This window comes from Paeniglutamicibacter sulfureus, from assembly GCF_039535115.1.
Taxonomy (GTDB): domain Bacteria; phylum Actinomycetota; class Actinomycetes; order Actinomycetales; family Micrococcaceae; genus Paeniglutamicibacter; species Paeniglutamicibacter sulfureus.
In genome coordinates this window covers 4,311,057-4,331,391 of sequence record NZ_BAAAWO010000001.1, presented here as the reverse complement: position 1 = coordinate 4,331,391, position 20,335 = coordinate 4,311,057, and the positions used below count along the sequence as shown (strand labels likewise).

Genomic DNA, 20,335 nt, shown 5'->3' with positions numbered 1-20,335 from the left:
TCAGGTCGGCGGTCCTCAAGGGGCACGCTGTGGCCGTGGTGGATGGTTCCGGCACCCGCCGGAAGGTCAGAAGAGGATGGTGGCGAACTCGCCGACCTCTTCGAAACCGACCTTGCGATAGGTCGCAAGGGCCGGTGCGTTGTAGTCGTTGACATAGAGGCTGGTGGTGGGGGCAATTCGCAGGGCGTAGTCGGCGACTGCGGCCATGTAGCCGGCAGCCTTCCCGCCGCCGCGGTGCTCGGGGTTCATCCAGACCCCCTGGATCTGTGTGGCCCGGGTGGTGACGGTTCCCAGTTCGGCCTTGAACCGGATCGCGCCTTCAGTGTCCAGGGCGATCAGCGAATGTCCCGAATGGATCAGCGAGCGGACCCTCGAACGGTAGAACGACCCCCCATTGACCAGCGGGGAGTAACCCAGCTCTTCCTCGAACATCAGCGCGCAGGCCGGCAGCACCAGGTCGTACTCCCCCGCGTGGCTGGCCCGCAGGGAGGGCTCCGGCTCGATGGCGGGGGCCTTGGAGAGCGTCATAAAGGGCTGGTTGGGCCGCACGCTGAAGGCCTGCTGCGGCCCCTCGGCGAGGACCTTCCACATCCCCATGACGGCATCGGCCGGGCCGAAGCAGGAAGCAAAACTCCGGTTCAACGATTTCACCACGTGCCCGAATTCCTCGGCGTCCTCGGCGGTGACATTGATCGGAACGATATTTGCACCGATCCAGCAGGCCGAGACCAGCAGGGCCCCGTCGAACCGGCCCACGATGAGCGATCCGCCCAGACCCGGCCTGGCGGATCCGGTGACGGCCAGCTGCGCATCCATGAAGATGTTGGCGACCGGATCGGTGGAAACGAGGGCGCGGAGAGCCGCGGTATCGGCGTCATCGAGGACACGGATACTTGCGGAGAGCGACTCTCCGGCGCCCGGGTTGCGTCTAGCTGACGGTAACCACGGGGCCACCTTGGACAGGATTTTCTCCATCCACGTTCCCCATTTCCTCGGCGATGCGCATCGCCTCTTCAATCAGTGTCTCAACAATTTGGTCTTCGGGCACCGTCTTGATGACTTCGCCCTTCACAAAGATCTGCCCCTTGCCGTTGCCCGAGGCAACACCGAGGTCGGCTTCGCGTGCCTCGCCCGGGCCGTTGACGACACAGCCCATGACTGCCACGCGCAGCGGGACCTCAAGTCCCTCCAGCCCGGCGGTGACCTGGTCGGCCAGCGTGTAGACGTCGACCTGGGCGCGTCCACAGGACGGGCAGGAGACGATTTCCAGCTTGCGCGGGCGCAGGTTCAGGGATTGCAGGATCTGCGCTCCAACCTTGACCTCCTCGACCGGCGGGGCCGAGAGCGAGACGCGGATGGTGTCGCCGATGCCCTTGGAGAGCAGCGCGCCGAAGGCGGTGGCTGACTTGATGGTGCCCTGGAAGGCGGGTCCCGCCTCGGTGACGCCCAGGTGCAACGGCCAGTCGCCGCGTTCGGCCAACAGCTCGTAGGCACGGACCATGACGACGGGGTCGTTGTGCTTGACCGAGATCTTGAAGTCGTGGAAGTCGTGTTCCTCGAAGAGCGAGGCTTCCCAGACGGCGGATTCGACCAGCGCCTCGGGGGTCGCCTTGCCGTACTTCTCCATCAGGCGCGGGTCCAGCGAACCGGCGTTGACTCCGATGCGGATGGAGGTGCCGGCGGCCTTGGCGGCCTCGGCAATCTGCTTGACCTGGTCGTCGAACTTGCGGATGTTGCCCGGGTTGACGCGGACGGCGGCGCAGCCGGCGTCGATGGCGGCAAAGACGTACTTCGGCTGGAAGTGGATGTCGGCGATCACGGGGATCTGCGACTTCTTTGCGATGATCGGCAGCGCCAGCGCGTCGTCGGCCGACGGGCACGCAACACGCACGATGTCGCAGCCTGTGGCCGTGAGTTCGGCAATCTGCTGCAGCGTCGCGTTGATGTCGGTGGTCGGCGTCGTGGTCATCGACTGGATGCTGATGGGGCTGTCGGAACCCACACCGACGGAACCGACCTTGATCTGTCGGGTCTTGCGCCGCGGGGTGAGGACCGGGGGTGGCGTCGATGGCATGCCGAGACTGACCGGGATCGAGGTCAAGATTTCCTCCGAGGTGTAGAGAATGGAAGCTTTTTCCATTATCCCCCCGCAACCCGGCCCGCGGGGCCGTAATCTCGCAGGGCGAAGCCGGACGCGCGTCCGCGACATCAAAGTGCCGTGATCACGCGGGTTTGCTACCTAGGCGTGGTGACTGAGCTCACCCGTGACCGGGCTCCATTCGGTGATCCGCAGAGCTGCAATGGAGCCGCTGACCGCGAACGGGTCGTTCTTCAGGGTTTCGGCCAGTGCCGCCTGGCTCGGCGCCGACAACAGCAACAGGGCGCCGGATCCGTCCACGTAGGGGCCGGAGGCGACCAGCGAGATTTCGCCGGCCAATCCGGATAGGAACTCGCGGTGCCCGGGGCGGTGCTCATCACGGATGGCATCGGAACCGGCTGCGTATACATATTCGACTGCAAAAACACTCATGAGCTACAGCCTAATGCTTGCGAAAGCCAAACGGGTCACACCTCCATCGGAGGGCGCTGTCGGATCGCGCCACACGCCGAACCCTAACCTGCAGATGCCACACTCGCGCCCAGCGGGGCAGCCCGGGGCAGGAGCCGGAGTACGCGGATGTCCCCTATCGTGCCAACGGCGGCAAACTGCATCGCAGCATTGTCGAGGTATTGCGTGCATTATTCGTGCGACCGAAGATCAGCTAGATCAAACCAGACACCCCATATGTCTGGGCCACCTCGTGAGCGCTCACCGCAAGCGTCAGAGCCTAGAAGTCATCTCCTGGATCCACACCCTCCGGCAGTGTAAAGCAGGCAGACCCTGATGCAATGTGGATCGTTCCGGGCTCATATATGCCGAAGAGCTAGCTTTCCGCGCTGTCTCGTGAGCGTAATTGCACCCGATAGTCTCCGACGATGTCGAGATCGGTCTTGATGGCGAAGGGACCATCCCGGTAATGCGCCTCAATCGCCTTTAAGATTGCTTCTTCCTCGGTCCCCTTGGTTAAGGTGACATTGATTGACCCGCTCCAATTGTGTCGATTCCCGGAGCAACTAAACAGCAGGCCAGTCTCCCGCTGCTCGATCTTGGCCACCCTACCTTCGGGAATTAGGCCGGCGATTTCCAGCTCCATTGCCTGGGCTTTGGCCTTGGCGTCCTGCCAGGTCAACTCGGACTCCACGGGGGAATTCTTTTCGGCTTCGGTCGTGCCGGTCGCTGCCCCGGACGTGCACCCGGTAAGCGCCACCAACAGTATTAACAGGGCCGTAGCACAGCGTGCTCGGACCATTTTATTACCCACTTAAACATGTCGTAGCGATTCGCGATGACCGGGCCTGCCCTCGCGAATTCACCGCGGTCTTCAATCGGACCACCTTCACTGACAGGCCTGCATTTCAGGAGCACAACGCACGCAAGGGCACATAGCAAACAGAGCAATCCCGCCCACCCCTGCAGGTTATCACAAAAGACTTTACAAATACCTTTCACGGATCCTCAGCGTGCACGCCACATTCAACCCGAGTTGGAGGCCAGCGGTGTCTTCCGTGGTTGAGCCGAGTTCCCCGGCACGAAACAAACTCGGCCATCACTACTACGATCAAACGATGCTGAGATCCGCGAAAACATCGCCGAGGATCGCTTGCCAAACGATGGCGAGTACGGTGGGAGGCTGCTGCGGTGGGCAGCGGGCGTCACCGGCCACGTCGCCGATCGACTCCTCCAGTAGACGTACCTGATTCGACATCTGCTGGAGTCGTTGCTCGAACGCCTGACTCGGACCGATACACGATAATTTCTTACTTAAGGGCGAAATTCTCGTCGCCGCCTACGGCGTGCGTCCGCCCGCCCGCCAGGGATGCCAAAGCCGTCAGCGCCAATGTCACCGTCGAGCATCGTTCGTGCGACAAACGAGCTTAGGATTAATCGCGAGGATCTTTTGCGCCCTCACGCCGACGAAGTACCCGCCCAGTGAGTCCACTTGAGACCTTGTCCGTTGCGGATCGGGCCTTGCCTAATCCTTGATCCACCGATCCGCCCCCCGGTCGTCGTCTGCTGGCGACGGACGGGGGCGGTTTCGTTTTTGGGCACGGGAAGGGTGCCGGCCTCGCTGTCGGCGGGTGTTCCACGATGGTTTCCTGGTTGCGCCGCAGAGGGCTCGGTGAACGGTTCTAGGCGATTTGGGGTGGGGCGTGCGCGGAAGTGAAGAGCCGTTCCCACTCGGGTTGCCAGGGCCAATCCAGCGGAAGCCGGAGCCTGGTTTTCCTGGCGCTGCGCGCGATGCGCGCAGGAACCTGGATGAGCTTGCGCCGGACCGTTGCGCTCCTGGCGTTGGCGAAGGTGCCGCCGGCCAGGATCCCGGCGGCGCGGGTGAGGTTGTAGGCGATGGCCGCGGCCACCAGCCATGCACTATTGGCGCCGAAGTGCCCTGAGGGCATATGGGCCAGTGCGCTGTCCTTCAAATCCGCGTTGACTTGTTCGATGACCGCGTGTTGGCGGTGGGTCTTGTCCGCAGCGACAGTGTCCAGGACACCGGAATCCACGGTGGTGAAGAACGCGTGGAAACGGTGGGTGTCAAAGAGGGTGCCTTGCCCGGCGGCCTTCTTCGGGTTCAGTTCCGGGATCCGGCGCACCACCAGGCGCCCGGGAACCCGTTCGGCTTTCTTGCGGGAGGTGAACGCGGTGAAGCCGGTTTCGGCGACCTCGGCGCTGGAGACCAAGACCCCGGTGGATTCGTCAAGGATCGCATCGGTGTAGTGGATGGTCTCCCAGGCAGTCTCCGGGATCGTGGCGATCGCCCGCTTCACGGCCGGGTCCATGCGCACCGTCACCGAGACCTGCGCGCCCGCCTTCATGGCCGCCGATACCGGCCCGTGGCCGTAGTAGGCCGAGTCGAAACGGCACAACACCTTCGATCCGGGCTGGCAACGTGTGAGCGTGCCCAGTGCCTCGGTGACGAACTTCTTGGCTCCGCGGGCGGAGTTGGCTGCGCCCTTGCGCAGGCGTTGGGCGGCAATGAACGGCACCGCGTCCTTCGTGGATGCTGTGGCCAGCAAGGCGTTGAGCCCGCGCACCCCGGAATATCCGTAGCCCGAGCCCTGCTTCTGGTATCCGTGGACCTCGATGATGGTGTCATCGACGTCAAGGAAGATGAACTCGTTCTCCCCGGGGTTTCCCAGCAGCGGGGCCTTGCGGTTCAGGCCCACCAGGAACCGGGAGGCCACGGCATCGAGCTGGCGCACGTGCCCGAAGGTGAAGGATCGCAGGAAGGACCCCAGGGTGGAGGGGGCGTAGCAGGCGGTGAAGACCTTTTTCATGGCCCCGTGCCGCAACAGGGCCATATCTGTATGGACGGAGCTTTCGGTAACGCCTGTGGAACGAACCGGTAGCACTGGTGCGAGGACCCGGTAGTGCCCGAACCCTCGCACCAGCACCCCACCGCTTTAGCTTGCAGGCTCAGCTCCTTGATCGGCGTGGGCGCGCCGGCGCATATTCGGCCCGTCAAGCTGGATCAGTTCACTGCTGGAAACAATGCGGTTAAGGATTGACTCGGCGATCACCGCATCGTGCAGCGACTTGTACCAGTCCTCGGGATCGAACTGCGACGTCACCACCGTGGCGCCCCGGTGTTCACGTCCTGCGAGGATATTGAGCAGTTCGCTCGCAGTCTCCGGGCTGATCGGCGTGGTCAGGAAATCATCCAGGACCAGGACATCGCAGTCGTGCAGGTCTCCGAGGAACTTCAGCCGTTCGGAGTCCGCCCGATGATAGACCGCGAGCTTATTGGCCAGGTCATCAAGCCGGAAGTAGCGTGCCGTGTGGTCGTGCCGGCAAGCCGCGTTGACCAAGGCCTGGGCCAAATACGATTTGCCGACACTTGATTTCCCGAGGATCACCAGATTCGTCGTCTGCTCAATCCACTGGCACGACGCGAGCCGTGCCACGACCTCCCGGTTCAGCGTCCTATCGGGCAGATAGTGGATCTCTTCAATGCAAGCGGCCGGGTTGGGCGTTTTCGACTCCTTGAGCAGTTTCACCACCCGACGCTGGGCCCGGGCCGTGGTCTCCTGGTCCAAGGCGTGACGGACCTTGCGGGAGAACGTCCATTCGTCATAGGCCGGATCGTTGGCCATGTCGATGACAGCCTGGCCGAACGCGGTCATCCGCAACCTGGTAAACAGCCCCATGTCATCTTCCGTCAGGTGGTGGTCAAGCACGGCCTTCCCCCGTCGTCGGCTCGGTCAGGCTTGCGTTGGTCAGCGCCTCGAGACTGAACTGCGAGATCCCGTCCAGGTGGGCACGGCTGGTATCCCGGACGCCCACCGTTCTCCCCGTCGCAGCGGACGGCCCCGGGCCAGGAGCGAGAGTTGCAGGACGCCCGGCATGGTCCGCACGCAGGACGGCGATGCGATGCTTGACCGCGGTATAGCTGATCGGGTTCCTCGCGTCGTGCACGCAGAGGTCGTGGCAGGCCTGTTCCAACAGGCTGCGGTTGTTGCCTTTCCCCAGCTCGAGGATGTTCAAGCACGACCGGTAGCCCTGGGCTTCGATCTTCTTCCGCTCCAGCAACCGGGTCAAAGCCTGGACCGTGTAGGGGCCGACCTTGGTCGCTTGCCGGATGAAATAGGCCCGGGTCCATAGCAGTGAGGTGTCCTCATACCCGTGCGGCGCATGGTCGGCGTCGGTGACGTAGGAATGACGCCGCGCCCCACGCTGGTGCGAAGCGATCACTGCCCCGCCGGCAAGGATCGTGACCTGCTCACCGACCACCCGCACGTCCAGGGTCTGCCCGGCGTGCTGGTGCGGAACCGAGTATTTGATCGTGTCGACCTGCACGTGCCAGTCCCGCGAGACCTTCGCCTTGCGCCACTGAACTTCCCGCCACGGCTCATCCGGGAGGCCGATCAACTCGGGGCGCTCGGCTTCCTCGAACCACTCACGCCGGGAGCGGGGCTCACCGCGGAAGGGCGTCCGTTCGTTGATCATGTCCATCTGTTCGGCCACGGCCTCATTGAGCTCATCCAGGGTCGTGAAGCGCCGGTCGGCAAGATAGTGGATGATCCAGTTCGTCACGATCTTCACCCCGGCCTCGACGTGGCCTTTCTCTTGCGGCTTGTAGGATCCGGTCGGGACTGCCGCGCTCTGGTAATACTCCAGGAAAGCCTCATAGGACTGGTTCACGTCCCGGGCCTTTTCATAGCGGCTGATCTGGTTCGAGGCGGTCGAGGCATTGTCGGGAATGACCAGTTGGGTCACGCCTTGAAAATATTCAAAGGCCCTGCGGTGCATCTGGCACCACGCTGGAAGCTTCTCGTCCAGGGACCCGTACGCGAAGATCATGCCCGAATACGGCAACGACGCCACGAAGACCGAGACCTTCGTGGTTTCCCGGGTGATGGGGTCGGTCAGCTGCATCTTGGTCCCGGCCCAGTCGACCTGCATCGTGCGTCCGGGTTCGTGCGTAAGCGGGCTGGTCAGGTCGTTGGCCTTCACGTGCTCGGCAACGATCTGGCAGAACCGTTCATACCCGTAAAACCGGGCGGAGCCCGTGTGCGGGGTGTCCAGGTAGCGGGCCCACATGACCTTTAACGGTGGCTTTTTCCGGCCGATCCGGGCCTTCACCACGGCATCGATGTTGACGGGAACGAACTCGCTGGACACGTTCTTGCGGCCATCGCTGAAAAGCCGGTCAAGGTCCTCATCGCTAAGCGCACCGACCTGATCAAGGGTGGTCAGTTTCTGGTCGTCAAGGACCTGGCGGGCCTTGGAGATCGTTCGATGCGAGCAACCGGCTCGCGCTTGGACCTGCCGATACGAATTGCCCTGCACCAGCAGGGCCATGATTTGTTTGTAATCAGCCACTACGGTCGGTTTCCTTTCACTGTCCACGACCTGTTGCCGTGGGTGAAAGCAATCCTGACTCTGAATCCCCCGAAGCGCTACCGGATACTTACATTTTTGCTACCGGTTCGTTCCACATGCGCTACCGAAAGCTCCGCCTAAACACCATATCGTCAATGGAGTCGGCGCCGGCCACCATCCCGGCCACGAGAGAAGCAATCTTTAACCCGGCGTTGGCGCCTTTGTCGGTGGGCACGCTGAGCCACTGGCCGGCCAGTTCATGCAGGCCCGAGTCCCGGGCCAGGACCATGGCCGGCAGCAACCCGGCGGTGGACACGAGGTTCGATTCGTCGAAGGAAACTGACACGGCGGAGGGTTTGTGGGAAACTTGCATCTACGAGATGCCCTTCATTTCAGGAATGTTGTTACTGTCGCAAGTTCAATTTTCCCTGATATGACGGGCATTTCGTGGTTAAAACGCCGAGCAGCTCCCAAATCTCATCGGTGGATCAAGGCTAATGCTTCAGCGCCAAAGCGCTTCGTCGCATCGACACCGCCGGCTCCTGATTCGAGCACTTTGTTGGTTGTGCTCTTCGCTAGGTCACGCGCATCGTTGCCGATGCGCTTGGTGGCGTCGAATCCATCTGCGCCGGTTTCGATGACCTTGTGCCGAGCATCGTCGACTGCTTCTACCCAACGTTTGGCTTCAACAGATTGCTGGCCATCCTCAATTCCTAGGCACTTGTGAAAATCACCCACCGAAACTTCAACCCTGTTACTCGAATGCACCACGGTACGTGCAGATGCAGGGTGAAGGAGCACCTTCGTATTGGCCCATCCCGCGGCAGCATTCATCCGTGCAACCAGCTGTTCAGTACTTTGAGTGATCTGGTTCAGTCGGTTTTGCCGAGCAACACGAAGGGCACGACGATGGTCGTCTAGTTCCTCAGGCGAGGCATCCAGTACACGGTCAAGTTCAAGCACCGCTAGCGAATCGTATAGTTGGAAGCAACGAGCCAGGACGGCAATCCACTCTCGAACCTTCGGCTCTGCTTCGAGGACTATCTTGGCCAGATCTCCCATTTTTGACTTGCGCTCGATCTTCTCCGCGAGTGCGTCCAGCTGACGCAGCGCGTACATTTGGGTGCTTGCAACTGTCAGTGGAGCCGCTTGCACCTTCGACCACGTAACTTCCGAAACTCGCCCGACCGTATCGCGCGTAGTAATTGCGTCGTCGACAACTAGTCCAACCCCGATCATGTCGGCCAATACGGTGTCCCTCTGGGCACGAAGGATGTCGTCGACCTTCTCGTCGATTATCGCCAAGTAGTCGGTAATCTCATCCATCGACTGTTGCATAGCAACCTGCGACATGATTCCGGCGACTCCCGTCAGCACCGCGGGGTTTGTCAGAATCTGCGTCGGAGTCTTAACTATTTCGAGGAGTCCAGTGATCTTTCCATTCTTCATGACAACGGTTCGGCGAAACCCTTCCTCTGAACCTTTCATAAGGTCATTGGCCTTGAGCGCTTTTGCTGATTTCTCAGTTAGCTTCACCCAGCGACCAGCATTCGCAGCAATTTCGGAGCCAGCCTGCGCTACTCCGGCCCCTGCGCTGAATGCCGTCCCAAGCCTCTGTATTCCGAGGTCTTTGGAGGGCAAGTTTTCAGAGGCCAGAAAGCGCTCTATCGCTAATGGATCGCCGATGAGCGCCATGCCGTTTTCATCACCGATTAGTTCGATTTGGTCGTCCACTGCAGTCTCCTCAGGCACGGAGCAGGTAGCTCCAAATGTGGAAGGAATTACTTCCAAAACCGGCGCGATCCACAGCACCACAAACAGCTTATGCCAAGAACCGAAAACCCAAGCGAATGGCATATCGATACGATTTCAGCCTCGCCGACAAGATCCGGTCGCCGGTCAAAGCAACAGCGGCCCCGTTCCACTCCCCTCGCATGGGGTGGTGGGACGGGGCCGCTTCGAGGAGCAATAAATCACCCGAAGATCGACACCGGCTTGACGATGTCTGCGTAGATCAGCACCGCACCCATCACCAGCATGCCCACCGCGACCACGTAGGTCAGCGGAAGCATCTTGGCGATGTCCACCGGCCCCGGATCGGGGCGGCGGAAGATCTTGGAGAAGAACCGGCGCACCGATTCGAAGAGTGCGCCGACGATGTGCCCGCCATCCAGCGGCAGCAGCGGGATCAGGTTGAAGACGAACAGGGCGATGTTCAGCCCGCCGATCAGCGAGATCAGGCTGGCTGCCTTGTCGGCCACCCCGATCTGCTCCATGGCGCTGATTTCGCCGGCAATGCGGCCCACGCCCACCACGGAGATCGGTCCGTTGGGATCGCGCGGGGTGTCGGAGAACGCCGCCTTGCCCACCGCGGCAACGCGGGCGGGCAGATCGAGCACCACCGCCGCGACACCCGACACCTGCTGTCCGACAGCAGGAAGGACGGCCGAAACCGGCTGCTGGATGTTTCGCACGTCCGAGCCCATGCCGATGAACCCGACCTCAACGGTCTGCGGGTTCCCTGCGGCGTCGGTGACGAGCTGCCCCTGGTCGTTGATCACCGGACGTTCGGTCTTGTAGGGGGTGATGGTGGTGGAGTGTTCCACGCCCTCGCGCTCGTAGGTCAGCGGGACGGACTCGCCGGCGTGGCCGCGGATGGCCTGGGTCAGCTCCACCCAGTCGGTGGTGCCCACCGGCGCGCCGTCAAAGGAGGTGATGGTGTCCCCGGGGCGCAGCCCCGCGGCGTAGGCGGGGCCGGGGGCGTCGGAGGGCAGGCAGCCGTTGTTGACCGAGGAGTCGCGGGAGGATTCCTCGCCCAGGGGCACTACGCACTGGTAGACCTCCTCGACGGTGCTGGTCTGGGAGGGCATGCCGAACCCGACGGTGACGATGCCGATCATGACCACGCCGATGAGCAGGTTCATCACCGGGCCGCCGAGCATGATGATGATGCGCTTGTAGACCGGCAGCTTGTAGAACAGCCGGTTCTCGTCCCCCGGCTGCAGCTGCTCGGCGGCTGCATGCCTGGCCTCGTCGGCCATCTGCTGGAACATGCCGGTGGAGGACTTGCGCAGGATCGGAGCGTCGGTGGCGCCGACGACCCCCTTGTTCTTGGCCGGCGGGTACATCCCGATCATGGCGATGTAGCCACCCAGCGGGATGGCCTTGAACCCGTATTCGGTGTCCCCGCGCTTGAAGGACCACAGCGTCTTGCCGAAGCCGATCATGTACTGGGGCACGCGCACGCCAAAGCGCTTGGCCGGGACCAGGTGCCCGACCTCGTGCAGGCCGATGGAGAAGGCGATGGCGACGACCATGACCAGGACGCCGAGGATGAAAAGGAGGGTGCTCACAGTGATTCCAAACGCTTGGCGGCTTCTGTTCGTGCCCAGGACTCTGCGGCCAGCACGGAATCCAGGTCCAGGGTGCCGGGCTCGGGGTCGTAGCCCTGCAGGATGGCGTCGACCGTTTCGACGATGTCGGTGAAGCGGATGGCCCCGGCGTGGAATGCCTCGACGGCCTCCTCGTTCACGGCGTTGTACACGGCCATGTGCGTGGGCGAGGCGGCCGCGGCGGCCTTGGCCAGCTCGATGGCCGGGAAGGCAGCGGCATCCAGCGGCTCGAAGGTCCAGGAGGCGGCCGTGGACCAGTCGCACGGGGCGGTGGCCCCCGGCACCCGGGCGGGCCAGCCGATGCCCAGCGCGATGGGCAGGGCCATGTCAGGCGGGGAGGCCTGGGCGATGGTGGAGCCGTCGATGAATTCGACCATGGAGTGCACGATGGACTGCGGGTGCACCACCGCCTCGATGCTCTCCAGCGGCACGTCGAAGAGCAGGTGCGCTTCGATGACCTCCAGGGCCTTGTTGACCATGGTGGCCGAGTTGGTGGTCACCACCTTGCCCATGTCCCAGGTCGGGTGGGCCAAGGCCTGTTCCGGGGTGACCTCGCGCAGCTGCCCGCGGTCCCAGCCCCGGAAGGGTCCGCCGGAAGCTGTGACGATGAGCTTGTGCACTTCATCCGGGGTGCCGGCGCGCAGCGCCTGGGCCAGGGCGGAATGCTCGGAGTCCACCGGAACCAGCTGTCCGGGTGCGGCGGCGTCCTTGACCAGCGCGCCTCCGACGATCAGCGATTCCTTGTTGGCCAGGGCCAGCAGGTGGCCCGCATTCAGCGCAGCGAGCGTGGGGGCCAGGCCGATGGAGCCGGTGATGCCGTTGAGCACCACGTCCGCGTCAGGGAAGGAGGCGATTTGCGTTGCCGCGTCGGGCCCGGCGAAGAGCTGCGGGTCGTAGCCCTGGAGCCCGGCGGCGTCCTTGGCCGCGGCGATCGCGGCGGAGAGCGCGTCGATATCCGGGTGGGCGCAACCCACCGCGGCGGCCCGCGTGGCCACGGCCTGGGCTGCCAGCAGGGGCAGGTTGCTGCCGCCCGAAAGGGCTGCGACGGCAAAGCGCTCGGGCGCCGCGGCGATGACCTCCAGGCCCTGGGTGCCGATGGATCCGGTGGAGCCGATCAGTGTGATGCGGCGGATCGTGCCGGGAAGCGGGGCGGTGAAGGCCGTGGCCGGGCGGGGGGCGGAAAACTGCGCAATGTTCACCTGACCCATTATGTCCGCTCTTCCTGTGCCTACCCAATGGGCGGCGGGCGCAACGTCGCGGTACGCGCTGCCGCCCTTAACCGGGAATGGCCCCCGTTTCCCTCCGTGAAGGGGGAATCGGGGGCCACTTCCGGATGGCACGTGCGCGGCTAGCGGCGCGTCTTGCCGCTGTGGCGCGGGCCGTGGATGTCCATGACCTGAACGTCGGCGGGCTCTTCGTTCTCGCCGTTGGCGGTCCCGGCCTCGGGCACCACCTCCACCGGCTCCACCAGTTCCCCGACCTCGGCCGCGGCCTTCGGGAACAGGCGGCGCAGCGCCTTGGCCAGCAGCGGCCAGAGCAGCACCAGGGCGATGATTACGTAGACGACCACGGCGATCGGCTCGCTGAACAGGCCGGCCGGGTCCCCGCCGCTGAGCTGCAGGGACTTGCGCAATTCTTCCTCGGCCCGGGGGCCTAGGATCACGCCGATGATCAGCGGCAGCACCGGGATGCCGAAGCGGCGCATCGCGAAGCCCAGCGTGCCCAGCACCAGCAGGATGACCAGGTCAAAGGCCTGCAGGTTCACCGCGTACGCGCCCAGCGTGGCGAAGAACAGGATGCCGGCGTAGAGGTACTGGCGCGGCAGCTGCAGCAGCTTGGCCCACAATGGCGCCATGGGCAGGTTCACCAGCAGCAGCAACGCGTTGCCGATGAACAGGCTGGCGATCAACGCCCACACCAGCTTCGGTTCCTCCTCGAAGAGCAGCGGGCCGGGCTGGACCCCCAGCTGCATAAGCGCCAGGAGCATGACCGCGGCGGTCGCGTTGGTCGGCAGGCCCAGGGCCAGCATCGGGGTCAGCGTGCCGGCGGCCGAGGCGTTGTTGGCCGCCTCGGGACCCGCGACGCCTTCGATGGCGCCGTGGCCGAATTCCTCCGGGTGCTTCGAGAGCTTCTTCTCGGTGATGTAGGACAGGAACGTCGGGATCTCCGCGCCGCCGGCGGGCAGGGCGCCGAAGGGGAAGCCGTACGCGGTGCCGCGCAGCCAGGGCTTCCAGGAGCGCTTCCAGTCGGACTTGCCCATCCAGGGGCGTCCCACGGGGATCGTCTGGCTCCGGGTCTTGCGCAGGTGCGCGGCGATCCACAGTGCCTCGCCGATGGCGAAGATCGCCACGGCCACCACCACGATGTCCAGCCCGTCGGCGAGCAGCGGCTGGCCGAAGACCAGCCGGCCCTGTCCGCTGACCGGGTCCAGGCCGACCAGGCCGATGGCCAGGCCCAGCCCCAGGGCGGCAAAGCCGCGCAGCTTGGAGGTACCCAGCACGGCGGTTACGGCGATGAGCGCCAGCAGCATGATGGCCAGGTAGCTCGGGTTGCCCAGGGACACGGCGAACTTCACCACCCAGGGGGCGATGGTGGCCAGCAGCGCGGTGCCGATGGTGCCGGCGACGAACGAGCCGATGGCCGCGGTGGCCAGTGCCTGGGCGGCGCGCCCCGCCTTGGCCATCTTGTGGCCCTCGATGGCGGTGATGACCGTGGCGGACTCGCCGGGGGTGTTCAGCAGGATGGAGGTGGTCGAGCCGCCGAACATGCCGCCATAGTAGATGCCGGCGAACATGATCATGGCGCTGGTGGGTTCCAGCCCGTAGGTCACCGGCAGCAGCAGCGCGATGGCCATGGCCGGGCCGATGCCCGGCAGCACGCCGATGGCGGTGCCCAGCAGCACGCCGATCACGGCGAAGAGCAGGTTGACGGGGGTCACTGCGGTGGCGAACCCCTGCATCAGCAGGTTGAATGTATCCACTTAGAGCACTCCCTCGAGCAGGCCGGCCGGCAGGTGGATGCCCAGCCCCAGATAGAAGCCGTAGAAGGTGCCCACGGCCAGGGCCACGGAAATCAGTCCATCACGGATGTAGTTGCGCCCGCCCAGGGCCAGGACGCTGCCCCAAAAGAGGATGGTTCCGGAGATGGGCCAGCCCACCAGGTCGATGAAGACGATATTGAGGATAAAGACCAGCATCAGGGGAACGACGACCTTCCAGTCGATGGGCGTTCCGAGCTCGATGTCCTCGCCGTCCTCAGGCTCCGCCGCTCCCCCGCGCAGGATGTTCACGGCGAGCAGGATGGCGCAGCCCAAAAGCAGGGTCCCCACGATGTAGGGAACGGTCTTGGGACCCAGCCCGTCGGACTGCTGGAATGGCACATTCAAGCCAATGGCATCGATCACCACCATGGCCCCGACCGCCCCGAGCAGGGCCGCAAAGCCCAGCTCGGAGCGGTCCTTGAGCCAAACGGCTACTGGTTTCATGCCAATCCCAGGGCGGCCAGCACGTCGGAAACCCGCTTGTCCTGATCCGTGAGGAAAGTGGAGAACTCATCGCCGGTGATGAAGGCGTCGGTCCAGCCGTTGGTCTTCAGTGCCGCCTTCCATTCCTCGGAGGCGTGCATCTTCTCCATCGTGGCGATCCAGCGGGCCTTGGCCTCGTCGCTGATGCCCGGAGGGGCCACCAGGCCGCGCCAGTTGCTGAACTCCAGGTCGATGTCCGATTCCTTCAGGGTCGGGGCGTCGACGCCCTCGAGGCGCTCGGCGCCGGAGGTTGCCAGCACGCGGACGTCGCCGGACTGGATCTGCTTGAGGAATTCCCCGGCACCGGAGGCCGCGAATCCCAGCTTGTTGCCCAGGATCGCCGGCAGCAGGTCGCCGCCGCCGTCGTAGGAGACGTAGTTGACCTTTTTGGCGTCGATCCCCACGGCCTGGGCCAGCTGCATCGGCAGCAGGTGGTCGGGGCCGCCCGGCGAGGAGCCGCCGCCCACGGCCAGCTTGGACGGGTCCTTCTTCCAGGCCGCGACGAGGTCCTCGATGGTCTTGTACGGGGAGTCCTTCGAGACCATGATGGCCCCCGGCTCCTGGATCAGCCGGGCGATCGGGGTGGTGTCGGTCAGCCGGGCGTCGGTGTCGTTGGTGTAGCTCGCGCCCACCACGCCCAGGCCCATGAGCATGCCGAGGTCGTTGTTGCCCTTTTCGTTGACGATGCGCGAAAGGCCCACGGTGCCGCCGGCGCCGGCGAGGTTGAAGACCTCCACCGACTTGGCGATCTCCGCTTCCTCCATGACCTTGGCGCCGACGCGGGCCGTGGTGTCGTAGCCGCCGCCGGGGCTGTTGGGGACCATGATCCGCAGGCCCGTCACCGGGCCGGATTCGGCCGCGCTGCCGGAGGCGCCGGCGTCATTGCCGGTGACCCCGCAGCCGGTGGCGGCGAGCATGATGCCGGCCGCAACCGCTGCCAGCTTCAAGATATTGGTTCGTCCCATGGTGATTCCCATCTCAAATGCGAGTGAATGATGTGCACCACACTAGGCCGCCGCCAAGGCCGGGCAATTCTTGTGGTCGCAAAGAAAGTTGTGTACATAGTGTTCACGGTCACATTCGGTGCGGGTGCGCGATGTCGGTAGAGTTCACGCCGAAGGCGCATGCCGGACCGGGCGATTGGCGCCGGGTGCGTCATGGCACGGAAAGGACCGCCGGTGTCCGGCCACTCCCCCGCCCCGCGTTGGGGCCGCACCGCCCGGCTGAGCCTCGCGGGCCAGTTCCTGGGACTGCAATTGTTGATCCTGCTCGCCGTCATGGCCGGGGTCCTGGCCATGTCCCTGGCCCAGGCCACCCAGACCTTTGAACGCGTCGAGTCCCGGCGCTCGCTGGCCGCTGCCGAAAACCTCGCCGCGACCCCGCTGGTGCGCGCCCTGCTGCCCGAGGCCAGGCCCCGCTTCGGCTCGGCCCTGCCCTCGATCACCGAGTCGGTGCGCTCGGTCTCCGGCAGCAGCGAGGCGGTGCTGGTCAACGCCGAGGGGACCGTGGTGACAGCCTCAAATCCCGCCCTGCTCGGTGAGAAGTTCCCGCTGGGCGAATCCGAGGTCATGGAGGGCCGCGCATGGACCGGGTCCACGCAGCGCGGCGGCATCAAGATGCTCGAGGCACACGTCCCGGTGCTCGACGACGGCGGACGGCTCGTGGGATTCGCCGCCATGGGGCGCAGCTATCCCTCGCTGCTGGAGCGCCTGCTGGAGGCCACCCCCAACCTGCTGGTCTACCTGGGGGTCTCGGTGGCGCTGGGCACCCTCGGTTCGCTCCTGCTCTCCCGCCGCGTCAAGCGCCAGACCCTGGGCCTGGAGCCGGCGGAAATCACCGGGCTGGTCGAACACCGCGAGGCCATCCTGCACGGGGTCAAGGAGGGCGTGGTGGCCATCGACCTGCGCGAGCGCATCACCCTGGCCAATGACGCGGCACGCAGGCTGCTGGGCTGGCCCGAGGACTGCGAGGGCCGGACCCTGGCGGACCTTGCCATCGACGCGGCCCTGCGCGAGGTGCTGACCATGAAACAGGCCGAGGCCGACCGGCTGGTGCTGGTCGGCGAGCGCATGGTGGTGTTCAACCGCCGCCCCATGGAGGCCCGCGGCCGGCTGGTCGGCTCGGTGACCACGCTGCGCGACCGCACCGAACTGACGACCCTTGAAAAGGAACTGGGGGCCACGCGCATGACCACCGAGACGCTACGCGCGCAGACCCACGAGTTCGCCAACCAGCTGCACACCATCTCCGGGCTGATCCAGCTGGAGGAATACGACGAGGTGCTCTCCTACGTCGACGGGGTGAGCTTCAGCCGCACCCGGCTGCTGGACGACGTCACCCACCGCGTGGCAGACCCCACGGTGGCCGCGCTGCTCATTGCCAAGTCCGCGCTGGCCTCGGAGCGGGGCGTGGGCATCGACCTGGATCCGGCCTCGCAGCTGGGCCGGGTGGACGAGGCACTGTCGCGGGACCTGACCACGGTGGTCGGCAACCTGGTGGACAACGCCATCGACGCGGTGGCGGGGCGCCCCGACGCGCAGGTCAAGGTCCGGCTGGCCGAGGAAGACGGGACGGTGGTGGTCACGGTGCAGGACTCGGGCGAGGGGGTCGACGAGTCGAACGTTGCTAAGATCTTCGTGCAGGGCTACAGCACCAAGGCCTCCGCCTCCGAGGCGGGGCGCGGCTTCGGCCTGGCGCTGACCCGCCTGGTGTGCCTGCGCCGCGGCGGCGACGTCACGGTCGCCAACGACGAGGGGGCGGTCTTCACCGCCCGCCTGGGAAAAAGGGTTCAGCCATGATCAAGGTGCTCATCGTCGACGACGATTTCATGGTCGCGCGAATCCATTCGGGGTTCGTGGCGCAGATGCCCGGCTTCGAGGTTGCAGGGGTCGCCCGCACCGGGGCCCAGGCCCTGGCCGAGGCCCGCCGCCTGCGGCCCGATTTGGTGCTGCTGGACATCCACCTGCCCGACATTTACGGGCTGGAGCTGCTGGGCCAGTTGCGCGCGGAGGTCCCGGAGCTTGACGTGCTGGTGATCAGCGCCGCCCGCGAGGCCGAGACGGTGCGCCGGGCGCTGCGCGGGGGCATCGTGCACTATCTGATGAAGCCGTTCACCCAGGAGGACCTGCACCAGCGCCTGGAGCACTACCGGCGCACCTATCGTTCGCTGGGTTCGGCAGCCACCCCCGAGCAGTCCGACGTCGATGCTGTCTTCGGCATGGCCGGGGCCGACAAGCCGCTGCCCAAGGGCTGCGCGGCGGAGACCATGGAGCGGGTGCAGGGCATCCTGCGCGAGGCGGAGGCGGATCTCTCCGCGCTGGAGGTCGGCGAGATGCTGGGCCTGTCCCGGGTCAGCGCGCGGCGCTACCTGGAGTACCTCAACGAGGTCGGCCAGGCGCAGGTGCACCTGCGCTATGGCGGCGGGCGTCCCGAGCGCAGGTACAGCCGGCGCGGGGCCTGAGCCGCGGCCCCGCTACAGCCAGTCGTCCTCGCCGAAGGACCCGTTCTGCAGCTTCTGGTGCGCCTCGCGCGTGAACATCAGGCACACGCGCGTGGCCTCGGCCACCGTGATTCCGTCCTGGTTCTTGCCCACGTGGGAGAAGGTTGCCACCCCGAGCCCCGGCCGGGAGTTGGAGGGACGCAGGTCAACGATGTGCGTCTGGGTGTAGAGCGTGTCCCCCGGGAAGAGCGGGTGCGGGAACCGCACGTCTGTCAGTCCCAGCTGGCCCATCAGCGTCCCCTGGGTCAGTTGCGACACCGACTGGCCGACCATGGTGGCCAGGGTGAACATCGAATTCATGACCCGCCGCCCGAAGGGCTGGGTCGCGGCGAAGGCGGCATCCAGGTGCAGCGCCTGGGTGTTCATGCTCAAGGTGGTGAACAGGACGTTGTCCGCCTCCGTCATGGTGCGTCCGGGCGAGTGCACGTAGACGGCCCCGGCATCCAGTTCCTCGAAGTAGAGGCCCCGCTCATGGATTTCGCGCACTTCGTCCTGCTCCGACATGTACCTCACGCACCCCTCGTGCTTGTGTGCGGTTGACCGGCCCCGCGGGCGCCGGTCAATCCCCTTTGTCTTGCCATCCTACAAACTTCCCGGCCCGCCGGCCGTGATCCCTACAATCCCAGCGAGCGGGCGATGAGCAGCAACTGGACCTCGGTGGTTCCCTCGCCGATTTCCAGGATCTTCGAATCCCGGTAGTGCCTGGCCACCAGTGACTCGTTCATGAACCCGTAGCCGCCGAAGATCTGCGTGGCATCGCGCGCGTTGTCCATGGCGGCCTCCCCGGCAACCAGCTTGGCTATCGCCGCCTCGGTTTTGAAATCCTGGCCCGCCAGCATCTTGGCCGCCGCCGCATAATAGGCCAGGCGCGAGGTGTGCACCCGGGCGGCCATCCGCGCGATCTTGAAGGAGATCCCCTGGTTGGAACCGATGGAGCGCCCGAAGGTCGTCCGGGTCTTGGCGTAGGCGGTGGCCTCGTCCAGGCAGCCCTGGGCCGCCCCGGTGCCCAGCGCCGCGATGGCGATGCGTCCCTCGTCGAGGATGGACAGGAAGTTTGCGTAGCCGCGCCCGCGCTCCCCCAGCAGGTTTTCCTCGGGCACCGTGGCGTTCTCAAACCTCAGCGGGTGGGTGTCGGAGGCGCGCCACCCGACCTTGTCATAGGCGGGGTCCACGGTGTACCCCGCGGTGTCGCGCGGCACCAGGATCGTGGAGATCTCCTTGGCGATGGAGCCGTCGGCTTTTTTCATGGTGCCGGTGACGGCGGTGACCGTCACCAGGGTGGAGATGTCGGTGCCGGAGTTGGTGATGAATTCCTTGGATCCGTTGATGACCCATGACCCGTCCGCCAGGGCGGCGGTGGTGGCCGTGCCCCCTGCATCGGAGCCCGCACCGGCTTCGGTCAGCCCGAACCCGGCCAGTTCCTGGCCCGAGCACAGCGCCGGAAGCCAGCGTTCCTTCTGCTCCTGGGTGCCGAAGCGGTGGATGGGCATGGCGCCCAGGCTGACTCCCGCCTCCAGGGTGATGGCGACCGACTGGTCGACCCGCGCCAGTTCCTCGATGGCCAGCGAGAGCGCGAAGTAGTCCCCGCCCATGCCGCCCACGTCCTCGCCGAAGGGCAGCCCGAACAGGCCCATCTGCGCCATCTGGGCGATCACCCCATAGGGGAAGGAATGCGCAGCATCGTGCTTGGCCGATACCGGCGCCACGACCTCGTTGGCGAACTCGCGCACCGTCTTGGCGAGTTCCGCGTAGTCCTCGTTGAGTTCCAGGTTGATCATGTTCCCCGGTGCCCCTTTCGCTGGTAGGCGTGGATGCCCGGTGGCCGGCGGCCGGGTGGGCCGCACCGCCGAACGGTGCGCGGTTGCGCGCCGCTTGGGCTTTGTCCATTGACCACGTATTGTTAGTGATCATTAACTGAGTCCGAGGCTAGTGGCGTACGGCACACTTGTCCAGCCTCCCGGACAAGTAGTATCAGCGGCCTTTGGCGGGCCTGGCAGAAG

General features: G+C 65.1%; 16 protein-coding genes and 2 pseudogenes. 2 read left to right on the top strand and 16 right to left on the bottom strand.

The genetic code is table 11. The features are described from left to right. Positions 1-66: 66 nt before the first annotated feature. From ABD687_RS19600 to ABD687_RS19535, 14 genes and pseudogenes are all read right to left on the bottom strand, one after another. On the bottom strand, positions 67-975 hold the full coding sequence (locus ABD687_RS19600) for a GNAT family N-acetyltransferase (protein WP_310288735.1): 909 nt from the start codon (positions 973-975) through the stop codon (positions 67-69). Beyond that, the gene (gene ispG / locus ABD687_RS19595; RefSeq protein WP_377700276.1) at positions 929-2,074 is read right to left on the bottom strand and encodes a flavodoxin-dependent (E)-4-hydroxy-3-methylbut-2-enyl-diphosphate synthase; all 1,146 of its coding nucleotides are present in this window, start codon (positions 2,072-2,074) and stop codon (positions 929-931) included. Before ispG ends, ABD687_RS19600 begins: the two co-directional genes overlap by 47 nt. A gap of 165 nt (positions 2,075-2,239) precedes the next feature. Next, entirely contained in the window at positions 2,240-2,530 is a 291-nt protein-coding gene (locus tag ABD687_RS19590; RefSeq protein WP_310288738.1) for a YciI family protein, read from the bottom strand. Between the two features lie 394 nt (positions 2,531-2,924). Then, positions 2,925-3,242 (bottom strand): hypothetical protein, encoded by a 318-nt coding sequence (locus ABD687_RS19585; RefSeq protein ID WP_310288740.1) that lies wholly within the window; start codon positions 3,240-3,242, stop codon positions 2,925-2,927. 988 nt (positions 3,243-4,230) lie between these two features. Next, positions 4,231-5,403, bottom strand: a pseudogene (locus ABD687_RS19580) (IS1380 family transposase); the annotation flags it as partial. Between the two features lie 99 nt (positions 5,404-5,502). Next, a complete protein-coding gene (locus ABD687_RS19575; protein ID WP_302262616.1) occupies positions 5,503-6,246 on the bottom strand; it encodes an ATP-binding protein in 744 nt (247 codons plus the stop codon). A gap of 22 nt (positions 6,247-6,268) precedes the next feature. Continuing rightward, positions 6,269-7,921 (bottom strand): IS21 family transposase, encoded by a 1,653-nt coding sequence (gene istA, locus ABD687_RS19570; protein ID WP_302262615.1) that lies wholly within the window; start codon positions 7,919-7,921, stop codon positions 6,269-6,271. A gap of 145 nt (positions 7,922-8,066) precedes the next feature. Next, positions 8,067-8,294 (bottom strand): annotated as a pseudogene (locus ABD687_RS19565) (IS1380 family transposase); the annotation flags it as partial. A 104-nt stretch (positions 8,295-8,398) separates the two neighbouring features. After that, complete coding sequence (locus ABD687_RS19560) at positions 8,399-9,655, bottom strand: hypothetical protein (RefSeq protein ID WP_310288743.1); 1,257 nt, start codon at positions 9,653-9,655, stop codon at positions 8,399-8,401. Positions 9,656-9,894: 239 nt separating this feature from the next. Further along, positions 9,895-11,274 (bottom strand): M50 family metallopeptidase, encoded by a 1,380-nt coding sequence (locus tag ABD687_RS19555; protein ID WP_310288745.1) that lies wholly within the window; start codon positions 11,272-11,274, stop codon positions 9,895-9,897. Then, complete coding sequence (gene dxr / locus ABD687_RS19550; protein ID WP_310288748.1) at positions 11,271-12,521, bottom strand: 1-deoxy-D-xylulose-5-phosphate reductoisomerase; 1,251 nt, start codon at positions 12,519-12,521, stop codon at positions 11,271-11,273. Before dxr ends, ABD687_RS19555 begins: the two co-directional genes overlap by 4 nt. A gap of 140 nt (positions 12,522-12,661) precedes the next feature. Then, a complete protein-coding gene (locus ABD687_RS19545) occupies positions 12,662-14,272 on the bottom strand; it encodes a tripartite tricarboxylate transporter permease (RefSeq protein ID WP_372342857.1) in 1,611 nt (536 codons plus the stop codon). A gap of 21 nt (positions 14,273-14,293) precedes the next feature. Then, on the bottom strand, positions 14,294-14,797 hold the full coding sequence (locus ABD687_RS19540) for a tripartite tricarboxylate transporter TctB family protein (RefSeq protein WP_310288751.1): 504 nt from the start codon (positions 14,795-14,797) through the stop codon (positions 14,294-14,296). Continuing rightward, complete coding sequence (locus ABD687_RS19535) at positions 14,794-15,801, bottom strand: Bug family tripartite tricarboxylate transporter substrate binding protein (RefSeq protein ID WP_264268086.1); 1,008 nt, start codon at positions 15,799-15,801, stop codon at positions 14,794-14,796. The genes ABD687_RS19540 and ABD687_RS19535 overlap by 4 nt, the downstream gene beginning before the upstream one ends. A 258-nt stretch (positions 15,802-16,059) precedes the next feature. Here ABD687_RS19535 and ABD687_RS19530 point away from each other — a divergent pair, with 258 nt between their 5' ends. Beyond that, the gene (locus ABD687_RS19530; protein WP_310293368.1) at positions 16,060-17,634 is read left to right on the top strand and encodes a sensor histidine kinase; all 1,575 of its coding nucleotides are present in this window, start codon (positions 16,060-16,062) and stop codon (positions 17,632-17,634) included. After that, a complete protein-coding gene (locus ABD687_RS19525) occupies positions 17,631-18,296 on the top strand; it encodes a response regulator (protein WP_310288755.1) in 666 nt (221 codons plus the stop codon). The genes ABD687_RS19530 and ABD687_RS19525 overlap by 4 nt, the downstream gene beginning before the upstream one ends. Positions 18,297-18,308: 12 nt before the next feature. Here the strand turns inward: ABD687_RS19525 and ABD687_RS19520 are convergent, their stop codons facing one another. Both ABD687_RS19520 and ABD687_RS19515 read right to left on the bottom strand, forming a co-directional pair. Continuing rightward, positions 18,309-18,839: a MaoC family dehydratase gene (locus tag ABD687_RS19520; RefSeq protein ID WP_264268088.1), complete on the bottom strand. Its 531-nt coding sequence runs from the start codon at positions 18,837-18,839 to the stop codon at positions 18,309-18,311. Positions 18,840-18,949: 110 nt separating this feature from the next. Continuing rightward, entirely contained in the window at positions 18,950-20,113 is a 1,164-nt protein-coding gene (locus ABD687_RS19515; protein WP_302262678.1) for an acyl-CoA dehydrogenase family protein, read from the bottom strand. Positions 20,114-20,335 lie beyond the last annotated feature (222 nt).

Coding starts and splice junctions, on each gene's coding strand:
- ABD687_RS19590 (WP_310288738.1), bottom strand. CDS start 2,530: ATGAGTGTTTTTGCAGTCGAATATGTATACGCAGCCGGTTCCGATGCC.
- ABD687_RS19520 (WP_264268088.1), bottom strand. CDS start 18,839: ATGTCGGAGCAGGACGAAGTGCGCGAAATCCATGAGCGGGGCCTCTAC.
- ABD687_RS19535 (WP_264268086.1), bottom strand. CDS start 15,801: ATGGGACGAACCAATATCTTGAAGCTGGCAGCGGTTGCGGCCGGCATC.
- ABD687_RS19525 (WP_310288755.1), top strand. CDS start 17,631: ATGATCAAGGTGCTCATCGTCGACGACGATTTCATGGTCGCGCGAATC.
- ispG (WP_377700276.1), bottom strand. CDS start 2,074: ATGCCATCGACGCCACCCCCGGTCCTCACCCCGCGGCGCAAGACCCGA.
- ABD687_RS19600 (WP_310288735.1), bottom strand. CDS start 975: ATGGAGAAAATCCTGTCCAAGGTGGCCCCGTGGTTACCGTCAGCTAGA.
- ABD687_RS19575 (WP_302262616.1), bottom strand. CDS start 6,246: ATGGGGCTGTTTACCAGGTTGCGGATGACCGCGTTCGGCCAGGCTGTC.
- dxr (WP_310288748.1), bottom strand. CDS start 12,521: ATGGGTCAGGTGAACATTGCGCAGTTTTCCGCCCCCCGCCCGGCCACG.
- ABD687_RS19545 (WP_372342857.1), bottom strand. CDS start 14,272: ATGCAGGGGTTCGCCACCGCAGTGACCCCCGTCAACCTGCTCTTCGCC.
- ABD687_RS19540 (WP_310288751.1), bottom strand. CDS start 14,797: ATGAAACCAGTAGCCGTTTGGCTCAAGGACCGCTCCGAGCTGGGCTTT.
- ABD687_RS19515 (WP_302262678.1), bottom strand. CDS start 20,113: ATGATCAACCTGGAACTCAACGAGGACTACGCGGAACTCGCCAAGACG.